24 protein-coding genes are annotated in these 20,105 nt (G+C 56.9%); 12 read left to right on the forward strand and 12 right to left on the reverse strand.

Translation table 11 applies throughout. From position 1 onward, the window contains the following. Window positions 1–3: 3 nt before the first annotated feature. Genes ACYCZJ_RS11085 through ACYCZJ_RS11100 form a run of 4 tightly spaced genes read left to right on the forward strand, consistent with a single transcriptional unit; the run spans window position 4 to window position 4,667 of the window. Complete coding sequence (locus ACYCZJ_RS11085; RefSeq protein ID WP_461554308.1) at window positions 4–495, forward strand: pilus assembly PilX family protein; 492 nt, start codon at window positions 4–6, stop codon at window positions 493–495. A 9-nt stretch (window positions 496–504) separates the two neighbouring features. Further along, the gene (locus ACYCZJ_RS11090) at window positions 505–711 is read left to right on the forward strand and encodes a hypothetical protein (protein ID WP_461554286.1); all 207 of its coding nucleotides are present in this window, start codon (window positions 505–507) and stop codon (window positions 709–711) included. 33 nt (window positions 712–744) lie between these two features. Continuing rightward, on the forward strand, window positions 745–4,218 hold the full coding sequence (locus ACYCZJ_RS11095) for a pilus assembly protein (RefSeq protein ID WP_461554287.1): 3,474 nt from the start codon (window positions 745–747) through the stop codon (window positions 4,216–4,218). Then, complete coding sequence (locus tag ACYCZJ_RS11100; RefSeq protein ID WP_461554288.1) at window positions 4,215–4,667, forward strand: type IV pilin protein; 453 nt, start codon at window positions 4,215–4,217, stop codon at window positions 4,665–4,667. Before ACYCZJ_RS11095 ends, ACYCZJ_RS11100 begins: the two co-directional genes overlap by 4 nt. Before the next feature lie 258 nt (window positions 4,668–4,925). Here ACYCZJ_RS11100 and ACYCZJ_RS11105 read toward each other — a convergent pair whose 3' ends face one another. Beyond that, window positions 4,926–5,159 (reverse strand): hypothetical protein, encoded by a 234-nt coding sequence (locus ACYCZJ_RS11105; RefSeq protein ID WP_461554289.1) that lies wholly within the window; start codon window positions 5,157–5,159, stop codon window positions 4,926–4,928. Window positions 5,160–5,189: 30 nt separating this feature from the next. Here ACYCZJ_RS11105 and ACYCZJ_RS11110 point away from each other — a divergent pair, with 30 nt between their 5' ends. The 3 genes from ACYCZJ_RS11110 (at window position 5,190) to tnpA (ending at window position 6,388) form a co-directional block, all read left to right on the forward strand. Next, on the forward strand, window positions 5,190–5,423 hold the full coding sequence (locus ACYCZJ_RS11110) for an antitoxin (protein ID WP_461554290.1): 234 nt from the start codon (window positions 5,190–5,192) through the stop codon (window positions 5,421–5,423). 1 nt (window position 5,424) lies between these two features. Then, complete coding sequence (locus ACYCZJ_RS11115; protein WP_461554291.1) at window positions 5,425–5,850, forward strand: PIN domain-containing protein; 426 nt, start codon at window positions 5,425–5,427, stop codon at window positions 5,848–5,850. Between the two features lie 157 nt (window positions 5,851–6,007). Continuing rightward, window positions 6,008–6,388, forward strand: a complete 381-nt coding sequence (tnpA, locus tag ACYCZJ_RS11120) for an IS200/IS605 family transposase (RefSeq protein WP_461554309.1) — start codon at window positions 6,008–6,010, stop codon at window positions 6,386–6,388. A 248-nt stretch (window positions 6,389–6,636) separates the two neighbouring features. On the opposite strand, the gene ispH is transcribed toward tnpA, so the two are convergent. The 10 genes from ispH to murJ all read right to left on the reverse strand — a co-directional run bounded on the left by ispH (window position 6,637) and on the right by murJ (window position 15,034). Next, on the reverse strand, window positions 6,637–7,590 hold the full coding sequence (gene ispH / locus ACYCZJ_RS11125) for a 4-hydroxy-3-methylbut-2-enyl diphosphate reductase (RefSeq protein WP_461554292.1): 954 nt from the start codon (window positions 7,588–7,590) through the stop codon (window positions 6,637–6,639). Between the two features lie 20 nt (window positions 7,591–7,610). Then, complete coding sequence (locus tag ACYCZJ_RS11130) at window positions 7,611–7,865, reverse strand: Txe/YoeB family addiction module toxin (protein ID WP_461554293.1); 255 nt, start codon at window positions 7,863–7,865, stop codon at window positions 7,611–7,613. Further along, entirely contained in the window at window positions 7,855–8,115 is a 261-nt protein-coding gene (locus ACYCZJ_RS11135) for a type II toxin-antitoxin system prevent-host-death family antitoxin (protein WP_124703316.1), read from the reverse strand. The genes ACYCZJ_RS11130 and ACYCZJ_RS11135 overlap by 11 nt, the downstream gene beginning before the upstream one ends. Window positions 8,116–8,174: 59 nt before the next feature. Continuing rightward, window positions 8,175–8,630 carry an FKBP-type peptidyl-prolyl cis-trans isomerase gene (locus tag ACYCZJ_RS11140; RefSeq protein WP_461554294.1) on the reverse strand — a complete coding sequence of 152 codons (456 nt, stop codon included), beginning with the start codon at window positions 8,628–8,630 and terminating at the stop codon, window positions 8,175–8,177. Further along, window positions 8,627–9,097 (reverse strand): signal peptidase II, encoded by a 471-nt coding sequence (lspA, locus tag ACYCZJ_RS11145; RefSeq protein ID WP_461554295.1) that lies wholly within the window; start codon window positions 9,095–9,097, stop codon window positions 8,627–8,629. Before lspA ends, ACYCZJ_RS11140 begins: the two co-directional genes overlap by 4 nt. Further along, window positions 9,090–11,861, reverse strand: coding sequence for an isoleucine--tRNA ligase (ileS, locus tag ACYCZJ_RS11150; RefSeq protein WP_461554296.1), 2,772 nt, complete (start codon window positions 11,859–11,861; stop codon window positions 9,090–9,092). Before ileS ends, lspA begins: the two co-directional genes overlap by 8 nt. Before the next feature lie 39 nt (window positions 11,862–11,900). Next, window positions 11,901–12,164 (reverse strand): Txe/YoeB family addiction module toxin, encoded by a 264-nt coding sequence (locus ACYCZJ_RS11155; RefSeq protein ID WP_461554297.1) that lies wholly within the window; start codon window positions 12,162–12,164, stop codon window positions 11,901–11,903. Continuing rightward, window positions 12,157–12,411, reverse strand: coding sequence for a type II toxin-antitoxin system Phd/YefM family antitoxin (locus ACYCZJ_RS11160; RefSeq protein ID WP_461554298.1), 255 nt, complete (start codon window positions 12,409–12,411; stop codon window positions 12,157–12,159). The genes ACYCZJ_RS11155 and ACYCZJ_RS11160 overlap by 8 nt, the downstream gene beginning before the upstream one ends. A 32-nt stretch (window positions 12,412–12,443) precedes the next feature. After that, complete coding sequence (locus ACYCZJ_RS11165) at window positions 12,444–13,412, reverse strand: bifunctional riboflavin kinase/FAD synthetase (RefSeq protein ID WP_461554299.1); 969 nt, start codon at window positions 13,410–13,412, stop codon at window positions 12,444–12,446. 83 nt (window positions 13,413–13,495) lie between these two features. Further along, on the reverse strand, window positions 13,496–15,034 hold the full coding sequence (gene murJ / locus ACYCZJ_RS11170; RefSeq protein WP_461554300.1) for a murein biosynthesis integral membrane protein MurJ: 1,539 nt from the start codon (window positions 15,032–15,034) through the stop codon (window positions 13,496–13,498). Between the two features lie 149 nt (window positions 15,035–15,183). Here murJ and ACYCZJ_RS11175 point away from each other — a divergent pair, with 149 nt between their 5' ends. The 5 genes from ACYCZJ_RS11175 to ACYCZJ_RS11195 all read left to right on the forward strand — a co-directional run bounded on the left by ACYCZJ_RS11175 (window position 15,184) and on the right by ACYCZJ_RS11195 (window position 19,134). Beyond that, window positions 15,184–15,522 carry an HU family DNA-binding protein gene (locus tag ACYCZJ_RS11175; protein WP_461554301.1) on the forward strand — a complete coding sequence of 113 codons (339 nt, stop codon included), beginning with the start codon at window positions 15,184–15,186 and terminating at the stop codon, window positions 15,520–15,522. A 60-nt stretch (window positions 15,523–15,582) separates the two neighbouring features. Then, complete coding sequence (locus tag ACYCZJ_RS11180; RefSeq protein ID WP_461554302.1) at window positions 15,583–15,939, forward strand: hypothetical protein; 357 nt, start codon at window positions 15,583–15,585, stop codon at window positions 15,937–15,939. A gap of 119 nt (window positions 15,940–16,058) precedes the next feature. Next, window positions 16,059–16,364, forward strand: a complete 306-nt coding sequence (locus tag ACYCZJ_RS11185; RefSeq protein WP_461554303.1) for a hypothetical protein — start codon at window positions 16,059–16,061, stop codon at window positions 16,362–16,364. After that, a complete protein-coding gene (locus ACYCZJ_RS11190) occupies window positions 16,361–17,740 on the forward strand; it encodes a TolC family protein (protein WP_461554304.1) in 1,380 nt (459 codons plus the stop codon). Before ACYCZJ_RS11185 ends, ACYCZJ_RS11190 begins: the two co-directional genes overlap by 4 nt. 2 nt (window positions 17,741–17,742) lie before the next feature. Then, window positions 17,743–19,134, forward strand: coding sequence for a multicopper oxidase family protein (locus ACYCZJ_RS11195; protein ID WP_461554305.1), 1,392 nt, complete (start codon window positions 17,743–17,745; stop codon window positions 19,132–19,134). Window positions 19,135–19,442: 308 nt separating this feature from the next. Here the strand turns inward: ACYCZJ_RS11195 and ACYCZJ_RS11200 are convergent, their stop codons facing one another. After that, window positions 19,443–19,907, reverse strand: a complete 465-nt coding sequence (locus ACYCZJ_RS11200) for a hypothetical protein (RefSeq protein ID WP_461554306.1) — start codon at window positions 19,905–19,907, stop codon at window positions 19,443–19,445. Between the last annotated feature and the right edge of the window lie 198 nt (window positions 19,908–20,105).

The raw sequence follows: 20,105 nt of genomic DNA on the forward strand, positions 1-20,105 counted from the left end.
GGCATGGCCTTGATCATGAGCCTGATCTTTTTGGTGCTGCTGACTCTGCTGGCTGTCTCGGCAATGCATGGCACTATCCTGCAAGAGCGCATGGCCGGGAATACGCGCGATCGCATGCTGGCATTCCAGGCAGCTGAGACGGCTCTGCGTGCAGGAGATGCTCTGCTGGGCAATCCGGGTCTTCCACCTAGCGGGCCGGGAATCTATATGGTGCCGGGCACTTCACCCGCTGCCGGATTTACTTCCGTGCAGCAATGGGATACCGCCTATCCCTGGACCACTAGCTCAGCGACGATTAGCGGGAGTCTCACCGGTCTGGCGTTACAACCCCTTTACGTGATCGAGCGGCTTACCACCGCACCCTGTAATGGTATGGGAAGTCACGGTTTTGGCCCGCTGAATGGCCGAGGCTACTACCGCATCACCAGCCGCGGGGTGGGTGCTACTACCACTGCTGCGGTGATTCTCCAGGAAATTTACGTTCGTTGCTCATAGGGGGAAGAAATGAAATCGCATAGCTTATTGCTTATTGTATTTTTAGGGGTATTGGGCACTACTACCTCTGCCGTCGCCATGATGCGCGCACCGGGCAGTCCCGGTTCCCTGGCACAACAGAAGCCACAGCATGAGACAAAAAAACACCCGGCAGGCAAAACACCGTCATCCCAACAGCAAAACTATCCGACAGTGCCGGTCAAGCAAAACCGATAAATCCATGTTTTACCCTTGAGCAAGGGAGCCATCATGAACCCATTACCCTCACGCGAATGTTCGGCAGCAAAGCCAGCGATCGGTCGGAACCTGTATGCAGTCATGCTGGCGGCAGTGCTGTCTCTGGCGGGCGCGGGAACGGCCTGCGCGGTGACCATTTCCAATACGCCGCTGTATCTGGGGACCAGCGCGCTGCCGAATGTGCTGTTGACGCTCTCCAACGCCCAGAACATGGACGAAAACGGCAATCCGGCCAACGGTATCCCGATCGGTGCGGCCATTGGCGGCAGCAGTCCGGACAGCAAGTCGGAAATTGCCCGCGCCGTGGTTCGCAATATGAGCACCAGCTATGCCGGACAGATCAATCTGGGGCTGATGACGTTTCAGCAGAACACGCCTGGTTCCCAGTATCTTTATAATTCTCTGTACGACGCCAGCTATGATCCAACCAAGTACGCCCCACCGCCGCCCTACGTGACGAAGAGTTCCAGCACCAAGAATTTCCGGATTACCAATCCTGCCGATACGGCTAACTATATCTATTACAACTGGGCGTCGCCTTTTTACGATACCTCGGCATACCCGTATAACTTTTGTTATTCCGATACGGCGAAATTCGACAATACGACCAATATTACTTCGCCATACGATAAGTACCGCTGTTTTAATACCAAAACAGGCACCAGTGACGGCATCGTCTCTCCATTGCCAGCGCCAAAATCGACATATCCTAACGCAACAGCCGCAGAGCAGGCTTATGGCTACCAGGGGGCTGTAATTTATCAGAATTATTTTCTTCCCACCGATACTGACTATGCTACCAACACCCTGGATTTCGGCGCTCGAGTACCTTCCATCTATACCTCCACAGCCTGGTTTTCCAACAGTTCACCCGGTGGTGGTTATTTGCAGGTACCGGTTGCGCCTTTGAATTCTTCTCAGCAAACCGTACTGAACAACAAACTGACTTGCAACGTGCCGACGGCCCCTAGCGGAGCCCCAAATCCCAATCCGACACCCACTTCAGGAGCTTGCAACAGCAACAGCAGCCCCACGGGCAGCAGTATACTGAATGCCGGGTTGACCGCGATCGAGGGCACACTGAAAGCAAACCAGCTCTATTTTTCTGGAGGGACCAGCTCTGCGCAGGGATTCGCCACCAATACCTTGCCCAATTCCTGCAATAAGAACTTTGCCGTGCTGCTGACCAATGGTCTGCCAAGTGTGACTGCCACAGGCACCACACCCAAATTACCCAATGGCCAGATAGATATCTGCACGCTGACCAGCCAGGCGGTGGCGGCGGCAACCAATCTGAAAAATTCCGGGGTGAATCTGTATGTCGTTGGCTACGCCATGCTGCCGCAGGTGCTACAGAACTATACGACGCTGTGTAACAACAACACGAATCCACTGGATCAACTGGCGAGCGCCGGCGGTACCGGCACGTCCTATTCCGCCAGCAATCCGGCCCAGTTGCAAAGCGCCCTGAATGGCGTATTTAACAGTATTGTCCAGTCAGCCGGGTCGTCTTCAGCATTGACCTCTAATTCCACCAGTGTCAACAGCAGCTCGTATGTCTATCAAGCGGGTTTCAACACCGCCGATTGGTCAGGAAATTTGCGCGCTTATCAGGTGACAGCGGGGGGCGCCAGCACTACACCGACGTGGGATGCGGCCAACCTGATGCCGGCTGCCGCATCACGATCCATTTTCACCTGGAACGGCAGTGCAGGGAAGGATTTTTCATGGGCTAATCTGACGGCTAACCAACAGTGCTATCTGGCTTCGCAGGCTTCGGGATGTACACTGACGGCGGCTCAGGCGACTACCGGCCAGAACGTATTGAACTACCTGCGCGGAGACGCCAGCCTGGAGCAGAAAAATGGAGGTGTCTACCGCAACCGTAGCACGTCGCTGGGTGATATCGTGGGTTCCAACCCGCTTTACATCAGCAATGAAGATTATGGCTATTCCTTCCTGTCGGGTTCGGAGGGATCTACCTATGCGGCTTTTGTCCAGAACAAGTCGACGAATCCCCCCATGCTCTATGTGGGTGCTAACGATGGCATGTTGCACGGCTTCAATGCGAGTACTGGAGTAGAAACATTTGCTTACATACCTGCGGCCGTGTATCCCCACCTGGCGGACCTGGCACAACCCAGTTACAACAGCAACCATGTGTTTTTCGTGGATGGTTCTTCGGCTAGCGAAGATGCGTATTACGCCAGTGCATGGCACACGCTTTTGCTGGGCACGCTGGGTTCGACCAGTGGTACGAATACAATATTTGCGTTGGATATCACCAATCCCGGCGGCATGACTGCAGGAAAGGCGCTCTGGGAATTCAGCGATGCCGGTGATTTGGGAAATACCTGGGGTCAAGGCACGATAGCACGCTTCAACGATGGTAATTATTACGCGGTGGTGAATAATGGCTATAACAGCGCCAACAAGCATGCAGTGCTGTTTCTGATTCAAGTTGATAACCCTTCCAATGTCATCAAGATCGATACCGGCGTAGGCGGGGGTAGTGTCGATAATGGACTGTCGCAGCCTACTTTGCTGGATGCGGACAACAATGGCACCATCGATGCGATTTACGCGGGGGATTTGCAAGGGAACGTGTGGAAATTCGATGTAAGCAGCTCCAATAAAAATCAATGGAAAGTCGCTTACACCAGCGGCAGCACCAAATTACCGCTGTTCAAGGCTGTTATCGGAACAACGGTACAGCCGATCACCACGCCATTAATACTGAGCACTTTGCCCAGCGGAGCATCGGGCACAACGATGGTTTTCTTCGGCACGGGGCAGTATTTGAATACAGCCGACCTTGGCAATACTGCGACTCAGAGCCTGTATGGTGTGCTGGACAATAGTACTTTCGCGTCGGGTGCCTTTAGCGGCGGAACCAGCAACTTCAGCCGCACTACCCAAGTGAGCGGGGTCAATGTGTTGGTACAACAGTCCATTATTTATGAGTCTACCCAGACACGGGCGGTGAGTAGCAATAGCGTGAATTATGCGGGTGGTGCCTTGGGCTGGTATATGGATTTGCTACAGCCGCCAAATGCCACCCAGCAGGGTGAACGCGTAACCAGCCAGGCGCTCCTGCGTTCCAGTCGCGTGGTTTTCGTTACCAAGATTCCTGCAACGGGAACTTGCGTGAGCGGCGGGAATAGCTGGGTTATGGAATTGGATGCCGCGACGGGCGGTTCCCCCGGTTACACCTTTATGGATCTTAATGGGGATGGAGCATACAACAGCAGCGACGATCTAACCTTGTCCAATGGAACCAGCGCCGTGGCTATCGGCGTTAAAATCAGCAATAATTTTGGCAGCACGCCGGTATCCTTGTCTAATGGAGGCTCTTCTACCACGATATCAGGCCTCTCAGGAGGAGGGACGACTCAGAGTGGTGGCGTGAATAATAAAGGACAATCTCTCCCTGATACATTAAATGTCTTGGGTAGCCCGCGTGCCTCATGGAGCCAGATAAAATGATTAAAATCAATCGCGTACAAATGGGATTTACCCTCATCGAATTGATGATCGCAGTAGCGGTCATCGGTATTCTTGCCGCGATTGCCTACCCTAGCTACACACAATATGTGCAACGCGCGCGCCGGTCGGAAGCCAAGGCGGTTCTGCTCCAGGATGCGACCATCCTGGAACGGAATTTCACCACGGCGAACCGTTACGACAATACACAACTCAATGGCGGCGGTACTGCCACCAGCGGGCTGATTATTGCGCAGGCACCCACCAGCGGTACCGCCAACTATGCGATAGTCGTGACTTTTAACACAGCGCCAGCGACTGATTTTACTCTGACAGCAACACCTACCGGTTCCATGGCTGGAGATGCCTGTGGGAAGTTTACATTGGATAATGCTGGCGTGCAGGGGGTAACTGGAGGGACGCTTTCGGTGGCGGAATGCTGGAATCGCTGAGCCGGGTTTCGTTAATGGGAAGGGCAGGAACCAGCCGCCTTCGGCGATCAGATTTGTTGAAATAATTCCTCCGCCAATGGAAACGCCACGCTCTCGGCAGCGCCACTTACCTCACACCCTGTAGGAGCGGCTTTAGCCGCGATAGCCTTGGTTCGCGGCTAAAGCCGCTCCTACATCGGGCGCGATTGGTTCGCTTTTTATTGCGAATTGGAATACAGGCCGGCAGTCTACGTAGGCATCCGGCGCAATGCCCTTCGGTTATTGCGCCCTACTCACCGGCTGAATCAATCCCTTCGGCAGCGGGAAGACGACGCTTCCCGCGATGCCGTCCATCTCGGAAATGTTCTCCACACCCAGCGACCTGAGCCGGGCGATGACTTCCTGCACCAGCACATCCGGGGCGGAGCGCCGGTGGTTGGAATCAGAGCTGCTGGGGGAGCCGACCACAGTATTGCCGTATAGGTGTCTGCTTGGTAGTATATGCCTAAACATATGCCACGCTGTCCCAACAAGGAGACCACCATGTTAACCGAACGTCATGTACGTCTATTCAAGAACGGTCGTAACCAGGCGATACGCATTCCCCGCGAGTTCGAACTGCCGGGTACTGAAGCCATCATCCGCAAAGAAGGGGATCGCTTGATCATTGAGCCGCTCACGCGCCGTTCGCTGCTGGGGTTGCTCGCCGGATGGGAACCGATGGAAGAGAATTTCCCCGCTGTCGAGAATTTGCCTGCCGAACCTGTGGAACTCTGAGATGGCAGGCTATCGCTATCTGCTTGATACCAACATCCTGAGTAGCCTTCTCAAGCAACCGGCTGGGGCGGTAGCCAGCCGAATCAATGCAGCCGGTGAAGACGCAATTTGCACCAGTGTCGTGGTCGCCTGTGAGTTGCGCTACGGTGCGGCAAAGAAAGGGTCTCAAATCTTGTCGGACAAGATCGAGCAGTTGCTGTCCGCGATTGAGGTGCTGCCGCTCGAAACCGGGGCTGACGGGAAATATGCCGAAGTACGCTCGGTGCTGGAGAAACTTGGCACGCCAATTGGCGCGAACGACTATCTGATCGCAGCCCACACGTTGTCGCTGGGGCTCACTTTGGTGACGGATAACATGGGTGAATTTATCCGGGTTGCCGGTCTTAATGTCGAGAATTGGCTGGAACCTTTGATCGGCGCTGATTAATTCCGTGAAGTAAACCCCCGGCTTTGCCGGGGGACTCCAAAAGGTTTGACCGATACGACGGTCAATTGGACGCTCCTGATCTCGACCAAGAGAGAAGGAGAGCACCATGAAGGAGTACCAAAGTCTTGCGCATACGCGATGGGATTGAAAATATCACATCGTCTTCATACCGAAGCGGCGTAAGAAGAAGTTGTTTGGGGCGTTGCGACGTCATCTTGGGGAAGTATTCCGGGAGTTGGCGCAGCACAAGGAAAGTGCGGTAGTGGAAGGTCATCTGATGCCGGATCACGTGCACATATGCCTGAGCATTCCGCCGAAATACGCGGTATCGAACGTGGTGGGATATATCAAAGGCAAGAGTGCGATCACCATCGCCCGACGGTTCGGTGGTCGGACACGGAACTTCACAGGCGAAGTATTTTGGGCACGCGGTTATTTTGTTTCAACGGTTGGGCTTGATGAAGCGATGGTCAGAGCGTACATCCGTAATCAAGAAGCAGAGGATGAGCGCTACGATCAGATGAAACTGGGCGTGTAGCCGCCTTGGGCGGCTCATGGTTTTAGAGCGCCTTTGAGGCGCTCACCTAATAAACCCCCGGCTTTGCCGGGGGTCACTTAATTCCATACCGCATTAAAAATAGCGTTTTTGTAGGAGCGGCTTTAGCCGCGAACCAAGGCTATCGCGGCTAAAGCCGCTCCTACATCGGGCGCGATTGGTTCGCTTTTTATTGCGAGTTGGAATACAGGCCGGCAGTCTACGTAGGCATCCGGCGCAATGCCCTTCGGTTATTGCACCTTACTCACCGGCTGAATCAATCCCTTCGGCAGCGGGAAGACCACGCTTTCCGCGATGCCGTCCATCTCGGAAATGTTCTCCACACCCAGCGACCTGAGCCGGGCGATGACTTCCTGCACCAGCACATCCGGAGCGGAGGCGCCGGCGGTGACGCCGATGCGGGTTTTTCCTGCCAGCCATTCCGCTTTCAGCTCTGTGGCGTTATCCACCATATAGGCATCCACCCCCAGGTTCTGCGCCACTTCGCGCAGGCGGTTGGAGTTCGAGCTATTCGGTGAGCCGACCACGATGACCAGGTCGCATTGCTTGGCCAGCGCCTTGACGGCATCCTGGCGGTTTTGCGTGGCATAGCAGATGTCGTCTTTTTTCGGGCCGACGATGTTGGGGAAACGCGCCCGCAGCGCTTCGATCACCCGTGCCGCATCGTCTATCGAGAGCGTGGTCTGGGTGACGAAGGCCAGCTTGTCCGCATCCTTTACTTGCAGCTTCGCCACGTCGTCCGGTGTTTCCACCAGATACATGCCGCCGCTTGATTGTCCCATGGTGCCTTCGACTTCGGGGTGGCCCTTGTGGCCGATCATGATGATTTCCAGGTCCTTGGCGCGCATCTTGGCAACTTCGACGTGGACTTTGGTCACCAGCGGGCAGGTGGCATCGAATATCATCAGGCCGCGCGCTTCGGCTTCACGCCGCACCGCCTGTGATACCCCGTGGGCGCTGTAGATCAGCGTGCTGCCGGCGGGCACTTCCGCCAGATCCTCAATGAAAATCGCGCCCTTGGCCTTGAGGTCATCGACCACGAACTTGTTGTGCACGACTTCGTGGCGCACGTAGATCGGGGCGCCAAAGCGTTCCAGAGCGCGCTCGACGATTTCAATGGCGCGATCCACTCCGGCGCAAAAGCCGCGCGGATTGGCGAGAAGGATTTGGGTGTGGATGGTCATGGGGGTCTGCCCGGAAATGGTTAGTAATGATAGCGGCATTGGGCGGTCAGCAGGCAGCTATCCTCGATTGCATAAACCAGACGATGCTCATCGTTAATCCTGCGTGACCAGAATCCAGCCAGGTTGTGGCGTAGCGGTTCGGGTTTTCCGATACCATCGAAGGGTGAGCGTGTGATGTCATGGATTAGCGCATTGATCCGCTTGAGCGCCGCTTTATCTGTTTGCTGCCAGTAGAGGTAATCCTGCCATCCCTGTTCGGCAAATTTAATCTGCATCGGGTAGCAGCTCGCGTTTGACGCCCGCGCCACTTCTTAATTCATCCACCGCAGCCATCAGGCGGCGCGCGTTTTCCGGGCTGCGCAGCAAATATGCCGTTTCTTCCAGTGCGTTGAAATCCGCGAGAGACATCATCACCACTGGTTTGCCATTCTGGCGCGTTACCAGGACCGGTGCGCAATCGTCATTCACTTTGTCCATCACATCGGCAAAGTGCTGGCGTGTGTAGCTGTAGCTGATGGCATCCATTTTTGTCTCACAATGCTATTGTACTAATATTTGTACAATAACTTTTTCCCGGTGGCGTGTCAATCTCGAGGTTGACGGCAAATCTCGACGACTTCAACCTCAAACTCGATCGGCAAGCCGGCCAGCAGGTGGTTGAAATCCACGCTGGCGTGGGTGTCCGTCAGCGCCAGTATACGTCCGGCCAGGGTGCTGCCATTGGGCAGGCTGAATTCGATGACGCTGTCCGCCATAGGCGGCTTATCGGGCTGGAAATCGCTCAGCGGGAGCGCTTGCACCAGCTCTGGATTGTGTTCGCCGAAGGCCTGCAAGGGGTCGAGCTGGAACACATGGTGTTCGCCCGGTGCGATGCCAATGAGCCAATATTCGAGATTTGGCGTCAGAGTGCCGTCGCCCAGGGTTAAAGTAATCGGCGCGTCGCCAAAGCTGCTATCCACCTCGGTATCTCCATTGGCCCGCAGGGCAAAATGCAGGGTGAGGGTGTCGCCGGGCTGAACCTGCCGCAGCGTATCGCTCATGGTTTGCGCGGTTTTTTAAAGCTGTCCCAGACCAATAAAGCTGCACCAATGGTAATAGCTGAGTCGGCCACATTGAACGCCGGCCAGTAGTGCTGATTGATGTGGAAAGACAGGAAATCCACCACGTAGCCATGCTGGATGCGGTCGATCAGGTTGCCGAGCGCGCCGCCCAGAATCAGGCTGAGGCCAAGTTTGAACAGCGCACTGCCGGATTCGCGCCGCAGCAGATAGATGATGATGGCCGATGCGATGACCGCTGTGCTGATGAAAAACGCGCGTTGCCAGCCGGCCTGATCCGCAAACAGGCTGAATGCCGCGCCGGTATTGTGGGCGCGCACCAGATCGAAAAATGGCGTGACGGTGAGGTAATCACCCAGCATGAAAATCTGCGTAATCGCGTATTTGCTGAGCTGGTCGAGGGCGATGATCAATCCGGCCACGACGAGCCCCTGCTTGAGTCTAGGCATGCTGTCTGTCCTCGCCTGTGGCAAAAAGATTACTGTAACAACGCCCGCACAAAGCGGGATGATCCGCGTGGCTGCCGACATCGCTGCGATAGTGCCAGCAGCGTTCGCATTTGGGATGGGCGCTGGGCACTGCGCTGACGGAATTGGCGGCGGCCTGCGTCACCGTGGCGGCAGAGGTAATCATCACGAAGCGCAGGTCGTCACCCAGATCGGCCAGCGCCTGATATTGTTCATCGTCGGCTTGAATCGACACTTCCGCCTGTAGCGAAGAGCCGATATCGCCGGCGATGCGCAGGGTTTCCAGATGTTTGCGCACGTCGGCCAGCGTGCTGCGGATCAGCGGCCATCTGGCGGCCAGTTGCGACGCGTCTGCAGCCACCGGCAGGTCGTGCCACTGATGCAGGAAAATGCTGTCGTTCTCGTCGTGCGCCAGCAGTTGCCATACCTCTTCGCCGGTAAAGCTCAGGTACGGCGCCATCAGTCGCACCAGCGCGTGGGTAATGTGATGCAGTGCATTCTGTGCCGAGCGCCGCGCATGCGAGCCGGCGGCTGTGGTGTAGAGCCGATCCTTGAGGATATCGAGGTAAAAGCTGCCCAGGTCTTCCGAGCAGAAATGATGCAGACGCTGCACCGCATGGTGGAATTCGTAACGGTCGTAGGCGGCCAGTAATTCAGTCTGGAATTCACCCAGCATCACTATCGCGTAGCGGTCGATTTCCAGCCAGTCGTCCACAGGTAAAGCATGCTGGGCCGGATCGAAATCGGCCAGGTTGGCGAGCAGGAAGCGTAGCGTGTTGCGGATGCGGCGGTAGGCGTCGGCCACACGCTTGAGGATCTCGTCGGAAATGGTCAGCTCGCCGGAATAGTCGGTGGACGCCACCCACAGGCGCAGGATGTCGGCGCCGTAGGTGTCCATGATCTTTTGCGGGGCGACGACATTGCCCTTGGACTTGCTCATCTTGTGGCCCTTGGCATCCACCACGAAGCCGTGGGTGAGCAGGGCGCGGTACGGCGCACGGCCGTCGGTTGCGCAGCCGGTGAGCAGGCTGGACTGGAACCAGCCGCGATGCTGGTCCGAGCCTTCCAGGTAAAGATCGGCAGGGTAGGCGAGTTCGGGGCGTTGCTTGAGCACGCAGGCGTGGGTCACGCCGGAGTCGAACCACACGTCCAGCGTGTCGGTGATTTTCTTGTACTGGCTGGCTTCGTCGCCCAACAGTTCAGCGGAGTCGAGGCTGAACCAGGCTTCGATGCCGGTCTGCTCCACGCGCAGCGCGGCGGCTTCGATCAGCTCTGCGGTACGCGGGTGCAACTCACCGCTTTCCTTGTGCACGAACAGCGGCATCGGCACGCCCCAGTTGCGCTGGCGCGATACGCACCAGTCGGGGCGGTTTTTCATCATGGCTTCGAGGCGGGCACGGCCCCATGCCGGGAAGAATGCGGTGTTGTCCACTGCGCCGATGGCGTGATTGCGCAGACTCACGCCATCCGCGCCGGTCTTGTCCATGCCGATGAACCACTGATGCGTGGCGCGGAAGATGATCGGCGTCTTGTGCCGCCAGCAGTGCGGGTAGCTGTGCAGCAGTTTTTCATTGGCGAGCAGCAGGCCGCTGGCGGACAGGATTTCGACCACGGTCTTGTTGCCTTGCCACACCGTCTGTCCGCCGACCAGTGGGATGCTGTCGAAGAACTTGCCATCATCGCTCACCGGATTGTCCACTGCCAGCTGATACTTCAAACCGATCTGATAGTCGTCCACGCCGTGCGCGGGCGCGGTATGCACCAGGCCGGTACCGGCCTCCAGGGTGACGTGCTCGCCGCAGATGACGGGTACGCTGCGGTCGAGGAAAGGGTGGCGCAGTTGCAGGTGCTCCAGCATGCTGCCCTTGCACTGGCCGAGCACCTCCACGGACTCGAAGCCATAGCGCTTGATCGATGCTTCCGCCAGATCGCGTGCCAGGATCAGGAGGCCTTTCGGCGTCAGGATCAGGTCATAAATGAAGTCAGGGTGAACCGACACCGCCTGGTTGGCGGGCAAGGTCCACGGCGTGGTGGTCCAGATCACCGCATACACCGGCCCGGTGAGTTTGGGCATGCCCAGCCGCTGCGCGAAATCCGCGTTATCGGCGACCTGAAACGCCACGTCGATGGCGGCCGAGGTCTTGTCCTCGTATTCCACTTCGGCCTCGGCCAGCGCAGAGCCGCAGTCCACGCACCAGTGCACCGGCTTGGCGCCCTGGTAGAGATAGCCGTTGGCTAGGATATGCCCGAGCTCGCGCATGATGCCGGCCTCGAAGGCGAAGTCCATGGTGCGGTAGGGATGATCCCAGTCGCCGAGCACGCCGAGGCGGATGAAATCGGCCTTCTGGCGCTCGATCTGGGTCGCGGCGTATTCGCGGCACAGCTCGCGGAAACGCGCGGCAGGGATGGCCTTGCCGTGCTGTTTTTCCACCTGCAATTCGATCGGCAGCCCGTGGCAGTCCCAGCCCGGCACATAGGGTGCATCGAAGCCGGCCAGGGTCTTGCTCTTGACGATGATGTCCTTGAGGATTTTGTTCACCGCGTGGCCGATGTGGATGTCGCCGTTGGCGTAGGGCGGGCCGTCGTGCAGGATGAATTTGGGGCGCCCGGCAGCGGCTTTGCGGATTTGCTGGTAGCGCTGTTTCTCGCGCCACTGAGCCAGCCAGCCCGGTTCACGCTTGGCAAGATCGCCGCGCATGGGGAAGGGCGTATCGGGTAGGTTCAGGGTGTTTTTATAGTCAGTCATTTGATTGGCTGCAGAGGTGGCATAAATGGTAATTGGTGTTTAGTCGTAGTGATAGCGGCACGCCACGATCGCCAGGTCTGCGTTGTCCGCTGCATAAACCAGCCGGTTCTGCTCGTCGATGCGGCGTGACCAGAATCCACTCAGGTTTTCCCTCAACGGTTCCGGTTTGCCAATACCCGTGAACGGGTTATGCATGGCATCCTGGATCAGCGCATTGATGCGTTTGAGCGTTTTTCGATCCTGCGTTTGCCAATAGAGATAGTCATCCCATGCGGCGGCTGTCCATACCAGGCGTTCAGGCATCCACGAGGTCTTTCACCTTCGTTTTTCCTTTGCGTAATTGCTCGATCGAACGAGCGAGATGTGCGGCGTTGGCGGGCGTTTTCAGCAGGTGAACTGTCTCCATCAGGCTATTGAAGGTATCGAGCGACATGACCACGGCGTCGGCATCGTCGCGACGGGTGATGACGGCGTAGTCAGCGTCTTCCACAACCTGGTCGATCACGCGTTTGAGGTTGTTGCGCGCGTCGGAGAAATTGATAATGTGCATGGCCGTATACCTGTTCAAATTACTGTACAAGTTTAATCGGGTTTGGCTGGTATGGCAAGCGGTGCTGGCGCCTGTGAGGCAGCCCGGAAATACTGCCTGGCATTTTCTGCATCGCGGCCAATCTGATTAATGAGCGTGGGCAGGTCGGGATATTTTTCCTCGTCGCGCAGCCTGGCCAGAAAATCCACGCACACGTGCTGACCGTAGATGCTGCGGTCGAAGTCCAGCAGATGTGCTTCCAGCACCGGCCGGCCGTTTTCCTTGACCGTGGGGCGCACGCCCAGGCTGGCCACGCCGGGCAGCGGCGCATCGGCCAGTCCGCGCACTTGCACCACGAAAATCCCGTTCAGTGGCGGGCGATTGTGCTTGATTTGAATGTTGGCAGTGGGGAAGCCGATTTCGCGCCCCAGTTGATCGCCGCCGACCACTCGCCCGCAAATGCTGTAAGGCCGCCCCAGCAGCCGTGCGGACAGATCAAGATCGCCGGTCGCCAGCGCCTCGCGTACCGCAGTGCTGGAGATGCGCAATTCGTCCAGCGTCACACTGCCCATCGCAACAACTTCGAATCCTGCCGTTATGCCATAGGCCTGCAGCATGGCGATATCGCCGCTGCGCCGCGCACCGAAGCGGAAATCGTCACCAATCAGCAGGAACCGGGTCTGCATTCCGGCAACCAGAACGCGTTCGATAAAGGCTGCCGCTGCGAGCTGTGAAAATGCCTGATTGAAATTGCAGATATGCACGTGCTCGATCCCGCATTCACGCAGCAATTGCAACTTTTCGCGCAGGCTGGACAGGCGCGCAGGGGCTTTGTCCGGTGCAAAAAATTCGCGTGGATGCGGCTCGAATGTAATCGCGCATGACACCAGACCGCGTTGTTTGGCAGCCTCAACCAAATGGCGCAACATCGCCCGGTGACCGAGGTGGACACCGTCGAAATTGCCTATCGTCACCGCGCTGGGCTGGTTGACGGCAGGCGCTATGCCGTGAGTAATGCGCATTGCGAAATGGATGGAAACAGTCTGAAAATAGGGGATTTTAGCGGTTGCGCGGCGCGCTGGTCAAAGCTATTCACTGGTCCGTGCTATTCGGCGATGCGGCGCATGAATTGGATCGGGCGCATGCCCAACGCCCATAAAGCGCCAAAATAGCTTCCTGCGCCCAACACCACCAAGCCGCTCAGATGCGCGAAGCGCTGCAGAGCATGCATATGCAGCCAGTTTGTTTCTCCTGCCATACCCCACCATAGCAGCAGGCTCATCACGCCGAGCGCAATACCTATTTTAAGGAAAAACGCATACCAGCCGGGTAACGGTTGATAAATGCCCTGGCTGCGCAGTTTCCATAGCAACAGCGAAGCATTCAGGCAGGCACCCAGACCGATGGATAAGGCCAGGCCGGCGTGTTGCAGTTTCCATACGAACATCAGATTCATGGCCTGAGTGGCAAACAGGGTGATCACGGCTATTTTTACCGGGGTGCGGATATTCTGGCGTGCGTAAAACCCCGGTGCGAGAATCTTTACCATGATCAGGCCCAGCAATCCCAGACTATAGGCGACCAGTGCCTGGCGCGTCATGAAAACATCGTTGGCATTGAAATGACCATACATGAAGAGGGTGCTGATCAAGGGTACTGCCAGTATCGCCAAGGCGGCTGCCGCGGGCAGGGCCAGCATCAGGGTGAGGCGTAGCCCCCAATCCAGCAGCTGCGAATACTGAGTAGGGTTGTTATCGGCGTAATGCTTTGCCAGGCTGGGCAGCAAAATGGTGCCCAGTGCCACGCCCAGCATGCCGGTGGGAAATTCCATCAGGCGATCCGCGTAATACAGCCAGGACACGCTGCCCGATGCCAGGAAGGAAGCGAAGATGGTATTGATGAGCAGCGACAATTGCGCGATGGAAACGCCGAACAGCGCTGGTCCCATCAGCTTGAGGATGCGCCACACCCCTTCATCATGCAGTTCAAGCCGAAAGCGTGGCAGCAAACCCAGTTGCTTGAGAAAAGGTAGCTGTAACAATAGCTGCAGGATACCGCCCGCTATCACGCCCCATGCCAACGCCATGGCAGGAATGGCAAAGTGCGGTGCCAGCCACAAGGCCGCCGCAATCGTCGCGATATTGAGCAGGACGGGCGTGAATGCGGGAACAGAAAAACGGCTATAGGTATTCAGTATGCCGCCTGCCAGCGAGACCAGCGAGATCAGCAGGATGTAAGGGAAAATGATGCGCAGCATGGATACGGTCACTGCGAATTTTTCCGGTTCTGCAGCGAATCCGGGTGCGCTGATGTAGACCACGAGCGGCGCAGCAAAGACGCCGATGATGGTTACCACCAGTAAGGCGAGAAACAATAGGGTGGCGACATGGTCCACCAGTCGTTGCGTATCTTCGTGCCCACGGCGGTTTTTATACTCGGCCAGAATGGGTACGAATGCCTGTGAAAACGCCCCTTCTGCGAACAGGCGCCGCAACAGATTGGGAATTTTGAAAGCAACGAAGAACGCGTCCGTATAAATGCCTGCACCAAAGGCACGTGCAATGACCGCATCACGGATAAAGCCGAAAATGCGTGACAACAGGGTCATGCTGCTGACTTTGGCGAGTGATCTAAGCAGGTTCATGGATTCGGCAAGCGGGTGCGAAACAGCCGCAATGGTATAGGGGGCAAGACGAAAGTCCAAATATTGACGGCATATTAATGGCTGATATTTTAGTTGTTTATCGTTTTTGCCATGAAAAATATTGCGGCCGGCATGCATTCCCTGTAAGAATGAGCGCTCTTTCCCAACAACCCGACAGGAATTACCCCATGAACAAAGCTGAACTGATCGATGCAGTTGCCACAAAAACCGATAGCACCAAGGCTCAGACAGCCGCCATGCTGGATGCCTTGATGACCACTGTCCAGGAAGCTTTGACCAAAATGGATGCAGTGCAATTGGTTGGTTTCGGCACTTTCGCAGTAACCGAGCGTGCAGGTCGCGAAGGCCGTAACCCGGCAACCGGCAAAACCATCACTATCCCGGCCAAGAAAGTAGTCAAATTCAAAGTGGGTAAATCCATGGCGGATGCGGTGGCAAATTCCAAGGCCAAAGCCGCCAAAAGTTAAGACCGGCCAACGAATGTCATCGGCTTTAGACAGTACGTCATCTGCCGGAATATAAAGCACATGAACAATCTGTTTAAAACAGCCATTATCTGGCTACTGCTGCTCTGCGCACCCGTTCAAGGGTTCGCAGCTGTAGCCGTGATGTCGCATCATTCCGGGCATGAAATACCCATGCATACGGCAACCCAGGCCATGGCGCATGCAGATTGTTGTGCCAACACCAGCAATAAGCACGATGTTGCCGGCTCATGCAGTTCCTGCCTGGGCGGTTGCGTGAGTGTGACCTTTGCGCCTCCTGTTTTCATGGTTTCTGCTGCCCCGGTTTACGCCAGCGAAGCCATTCCATTCCGCTCCCTGTTATTCCACAGTTTCGTTTCGGCAACGCTGGAACGCCCCCCGCAAGCTTCTTTCGTCTGATTAACGAGCGCCGTGTTTGCATGCGCCTGTTCCGGCGCTTGCTGCGCATTCGAGATATTGATTTTGCATCGCACTGGTTGCAAAGCACGATTGTGTTGACGAGACGAACGAGGATTCCCATGAATTCATTTAAAGCATTTACCTGCGCGGCGCTGCTGTTCGCAGTGCCCTCCATTGCGCTGGCGCAGGGCGAATCTGGTGCCGGCGGCATGCCTGACCCCGCCGATGTGCGGGCAAAGGTACCCGTGATGCATTATCAATCACCGTTAGATGACTACCGTGTCATCGCTGATGACGCTGACTCACCAGCCAAAAATTGGCGTGCTGCCAACGATCACGTCGGTAAGGAAGGCGGGATGGGTGGTATGGATATGTCGGGTGATACCGGCAAACATGAACATCACCAGCATGGAGGCACACCATGAACTTCGCCATATTATCGCAACGAACAATGCTGGGTGTGGTATTGGCGCTCCTGTTAGGCGGTTGCGCGACGTTTTCCAGCGACGGCGGTTTTGATTCGGTGTCGAAAATTGCCGAGTCGCGGCTGGGCAAGACTGTCAAACCCATTCGTAGCAATGAGGACTCACAGGTAATCGATGCTTCCATTAAAACCCTGCTGGAAAAACCGCTGACCGTGGATGACGCGGTACAAATTGCGTTGTTGAATAACCGCGGCCTGCAGGCAGGCTATGCTGAACTGGGTATTGCGGAAGCCGATCTGGTTCAGGCGGGCCGTTTGCAAAATCCGCGTTTTGATTTCAAGCATGTCACCCAGGGTGCGGATACGATCATCGAGCGCACCTTCACGCTGAGCCTGATCAATATCATCATGCTGCCGCAGGTCAGTCGCCTGGAACATCAACGTTTCGCAGCGGTGAAGTTGCATGTGGCCAATCAGGTGCTGCATCTGGCTGCCGACACGCGCAAGGCCTATTTCGAGGCCGTGGCCGCCCAGCAAAGTGTGATGTACGCCCGGCAGGTCAATGCGGCGGCGGAAGCAGGCGCCGAACTGGGGGGGCGCATGGCCCGGGTGGGCAACTGGAGCAAGCTGGACCAGCATCGCGAGCAGATGTTTTACGCCGATGCCACGGCAGCGCTGGCACGGGCCGAGCAGGAAGCGGTGAGGGCGCGCGAAAAACTGACGCGTCTGATGGGTTTGTGGGGCAGCGAGACGCAGTTCCAGTTGCCCGAGCGCCTGCCTGACCTGCCCGCCAAACCGCTGCAAGTGCAGGATGCCGAAGCATACGCCATCAAGAATCGCCTCGATATTCAGGCGGCCAGACAGCAGACGGCAAGTCTCGCGTCATCGCTCGGCCTCACCCGCACGACCCGCTTCATCAACGTGCTGGATCTGGGCTACGTGCGCAATACCGAGAGCGGGTTGCCGCGTGCCACAGGCTATGAACTCAGCCTGGAGATTCCGCTGTTCGATTGGGGCAGTGCGCGCGTGGCCAAGGCCGAAGCGATCTACATGCAGTCGGTCAATCACCTTGCCGAAACCGCCGTCAACGCCCGCAGCGAAGTACGTGAAAGCTACCTCGGCTATCGCAGCGCCTACGACCTTGCCAGGCATTACCGCGACAACATCGTGCCGCTCAGAAAACAGATCTCGGATGAGAACATGCTGCGCTACAACGGCATGCTCATCAGCGTGTTCGAGCTGCTGGCGGACGCGCGCGAACAGGTGCAGAGCGTGAATGGCTACATCAATGCGCTGAAAGACTACTGGGTCGCCCAGACAGATCTGACAGCCGCACTGGGCGGTAATCTGCCCGCCAATCTATCGAACAAGGAGTGACCATGACCAGTCGTCGAGATTTTTTATCCGCATCCGGTGCAGTACTGATGGGCGCCGCGATGGTAAGCCGGGCACAGGCCGCTTCGCTGCCGGAAGCCGTTACCCAAATGAACCCTGCCACCATGCCGCCGCTGGCGCCGCCGAATGGTCGTCCCTATAACCCGGTCGTCACGCTGAACGGCTGGAGCCTGCCCTGGCGCATGAAAAACGGCTGGAAGGAATTTCACCTGGTGGCCGAACCGGTGGTACGCGAGATCGCACCCGGCATGAAAGCCAATCTGTGGGGCTATAACGGCCAGAGCCCCGGCCCAACCATCGAGGTGGTGGAAGGCGACAAGGTGCGCATTTTCGTGACCAACAAGCTGCCCGAGCACACCAGCGTTCACTGGCATGGGCAGATTTTGCCCAACGGCATGGACGGCGTGAGCGGGCTGACGCAACCCGCAATCCAGCCCGGAAAAACCTTCGTCTATGAATTTGTTGCGCGCCACCCCGGCACATTCATGTATCACCCGCACGCCGATGAAATGGCGCAGATGGCGATGGGAATGATGGGGTTCTGGGTCACGCATCCGAAAAATCCCGGCTTCATGCCGGTCGACCGGGATTTCGTTTTCCTGCTCAACGCCTATGATGTCGAGCCGGGCAGCTACACGCCCAGGATCAATACCATGCTCGATTTCAATCTGTGGACCTGGAACAGCCGGGCGTTTCCCGGAATCGACCCGCTGGTGGTCAGAAAAGGCGACCGGGTGCGCATCCGCACCGGCAATCTGACCATGACCAACCACCCCTTGCATCTGCATGGCCATACCTTCGAAGTCACCGGAACCGACGGCGGCTGGGTGCCCAAATCGGCGCGCTGGCCGGAGGTGACCACCGATATCGCCGTCGGCCAGATGCGCGCCATCGAGTTTATCGCCGACGCGCCGGGCGACTGGGCGTTCCACTGCCATAAATCGCATCACACCATGAATGCGATGGGGCACAGCGTGCCGACCATGATCGGCGTCGATCAGAAAGGCATCGCCGAGAAGATCACCCAACTGGTGCCGGATTACATGGTGATGGGAGACAAAGGCGCTTCGATGGGCGGTATGGAAATGCCCATCCCGGATAACACCCTGCCCATGATGACCGGCCAGGGGCCGTTTGGCCCCATCGAAATGGGAGGTATGTTCACTGTCGTCAAAGTGCGTGAAGGCTTGGCGCGCAATGACTACAAAGACCCTGGCTGGTATCACCAGCCACCTGGCACGCAGGCCTACGAATGGACCGGTGAAATGCCCGCCGCACCCAGTGCACCCGTCAAGCTCGACGCCAAATCTATCTCCCCAGCGGGCGCGGAGCAGCCTGTATTGAATATCAAGCGGGGCGGAGTGCATGAGCACTGATTTTTGCTGAATGCGCTGAATGGAATTGCGCAATAGCGTTGCCGCAGCGGAAACTGGGCTGGCTTAAAAAAGCGATGGACCGGCCAGTAAAAGACCACCGGGGCGGCGCTTTTCGGTGTTGACCCGGCAGTGCAATCTGGCACTTGTAACGATAGTCTTGCCGTGTGCGGTTCCATGCCGGCACGAGTCGCACAGAACCCACACAAGATGCCGGATATACGACTGCACGCAAATTCCAACCAGCCAAAACTATCGATCAGTTTCCTTGATTTGGGGAAGCCCATATACGAAGGGTTGACAGCGGGGCCTCATAAGGGTTGTGCGTCCGTGTTGATGGATGGGTTAGCCGCATTTTGACCAGCCCCCTGCACTATTGAAAGTCCTTCCTCAGCACCCCACTCACGCAGAGCAAGCTCAGTTGCCTTGGCCTCATAGTCGTACCATGCCTGCAGGCAGCCCTTTCGCTCCAGCAAATCTTTGAACCTCCCGTAGGCCCCGCGCTGGCGAAAAATGTTTGCGACGGCTTGATAGGAGTCTGCGAGCTGCTCTTCAGCGAAAGTAAGGGCGAGATTTTTCCCCAGGTTCAGGTCATGCTTATTCGGTACCGCCACGTAAATGCTTCCGTCTTCGATGTTTTCGGGAAGCTCGCTATCGAGCTCGATTGTGCTTGACGACCAATGAATATTTCCAGTGATGCGGGACACGAAGGCATCGTTGTCAAAGGGCGACGAACTGACCCACTCGTAGGCGGCCAGAAGATCTTCGAACTTCACTGGAGCGCTTAGTGTCATGGTTTTCGGGCTAACGAGCTAAAGGGCTGCGCGCTTTTGCCCGCTTGAGCGTAGAGTTAGGGATGCTCTGAACAACGCCGTCTGCCGCGCAGCGGCAGACGGCTCCGCTTCAAATTTTCAAACGGCAGCGTGAAATGCTCAGGAAATGCAATTTTCCACGCTGCTTTTGGCGTTCTTCGC

The organism is Sulfuriferula sp., from assembly GCF_054605375.1.

Coding starts and splice junctions, on each gene's coding strand:
- ACYCZJ_RS11085 (WP_461554308.1), top strand. CDS start 4: ATGGCCTTGATCATGAGCCTGATCTTTTTGGTGCTGCTGACTCTGCTG.
- ACYCZJ_RS11090 (WP_461554286.1), top strand. CDS start 505: ATGAAATCGCATAGCTTATTGCTTATTGTATTTTTAGGGGTATTGGGC.
- ACYCZJ_RS11095 (WP_461554287.1), top strand. CDS start 745: ATGAACCCATTACCCTCACGCGAATGTTCGGCAGCAAAGCCAGCGATC.
- ACYCZJ_RS11100 (WP_461554288.1), top strand. CDS start 4,215: ATGATTAAAATCAATCGCGTACAAATGGGATTTACCCTCATCGAATTG.
- ACYCZJ_RS11105 (WP_461554289.1), bottom strand. CDS start 5,159: ATGTTTAGGCATATACTACCAAGCAGACACCTATACGGCAATACTGTG.
- ACYCZJ_RS11110 (WP_461554290.1), top strand. CDS start 5,190: ATGTTAACCGAACGTCATGTACGTCTATTCAAGAACGGTCGTAACCAG.
- ACYCZJ_RS11115 (WP_461554291.1), top strand. CDS start 5,425: ATGGCAGGCTATCGCTATCTGCTTGATACCAACATCCTGAGTAGCCTT.
- ispH (WP_461554292.1), bottom strand. CDS start 7,590: ATGACCATCCACACCCAAATCCTTCTCGCCAATCCGCGCGGCTTTTGC.
- ACYCZJ_RS11130 (WP_461554293.1), bottom strand. CDS start 7,865: ATGCAGATTAAATTTGCCGAACAGGGATGGCAGGATTACCTCTACTGG.
- ACYCZJ_RS11135 (WP_124703316.1), bottom strand. CDS start 8,115: ATGGATGCCATCAGCTACAGCTACACACGCCAGCACTTTGCCGATGTG.
- ACYCZJ_RS11140 (WP_461554294.1), bottom strand. CDS start 8,630: ATGAGCGATACGCTGCGGCAGGTTCAGCCCGGCGACACCCTCACCCTG.
- lspA (WP_461554295.1), bottom strand. CDS start 9,097: ATGCCTAGACTCAAGCAGGGGCTCGTCGTGGCCGGATTGATCATCGCC.
- ileS (WP_461554296.1), bottom strand. CDS start 11,861: ATGACTGACTATAAAAACACCCTGAACCTACCCGATACGCCCTTCCCC.
- ACYCZJ_RS11155 (WP_461554297.1), bottom strand. CDS start 12,164: ATGCCTGAACGCCTGGTATGGACAGCCGCCGCATGGGATGACTATCTC.
- ACYCZJ_RS11160 (WP_461554298.1), bottom strand. CDS start 12,411: ATGCACATTATCAATTTCTCCGACGCGCGCAACAACCTCAAACGCGTG.
- ACYCZJ_RS11165 (WP_461554299.1), bottom strand. CDS start 13,412: ATGCGCATTACTCACGGCATAGCGCCTGCCGTCAACCAGCCCAGCGCG.
- murJ (WP_461554300.1), bottom strand. CDS start 15,034: ATGAACCTGCTTAGATCACTCGCCAAAGTCAGCAGCATGACCCTGTTG.
- ACYCZJ_RS11175 (WP_461554301.1), top strand. CDS start 15,184: ATGAGCGCTCTTTCCCAACAACCCGACAGGAATTACCCCATGAACAAA.
- ACYCZJ_RS11180 (WP_461554302.1), top strand. CDS start 15,583: ATGAACAATCTGTTTAAAACAGCCATTATCTGGCTACTGCTGCTCTGC.
- ACYCZJ_RS11185 (WP_461554303.1), top strand. CDS start 16,059: ATGAATTCATTTAAAGCATTTACCTGCGCGGCGCTGCTGTTCGCAGTG.
- ACYCZJ_RS11190 (WP_461554304.1), top strand. CDS start 16,361: ATGAACTTCGCCATATTATCGCAACGAACAATGCTGGGTGTGGTATTG.
- ACYCZJ_RS11195 (WP_461554305.1), top strand. CDS start 17,743: ATGACCAGTCGTCGAGATTTTTTATCCGCATCCGGTGCAGTACTGATG.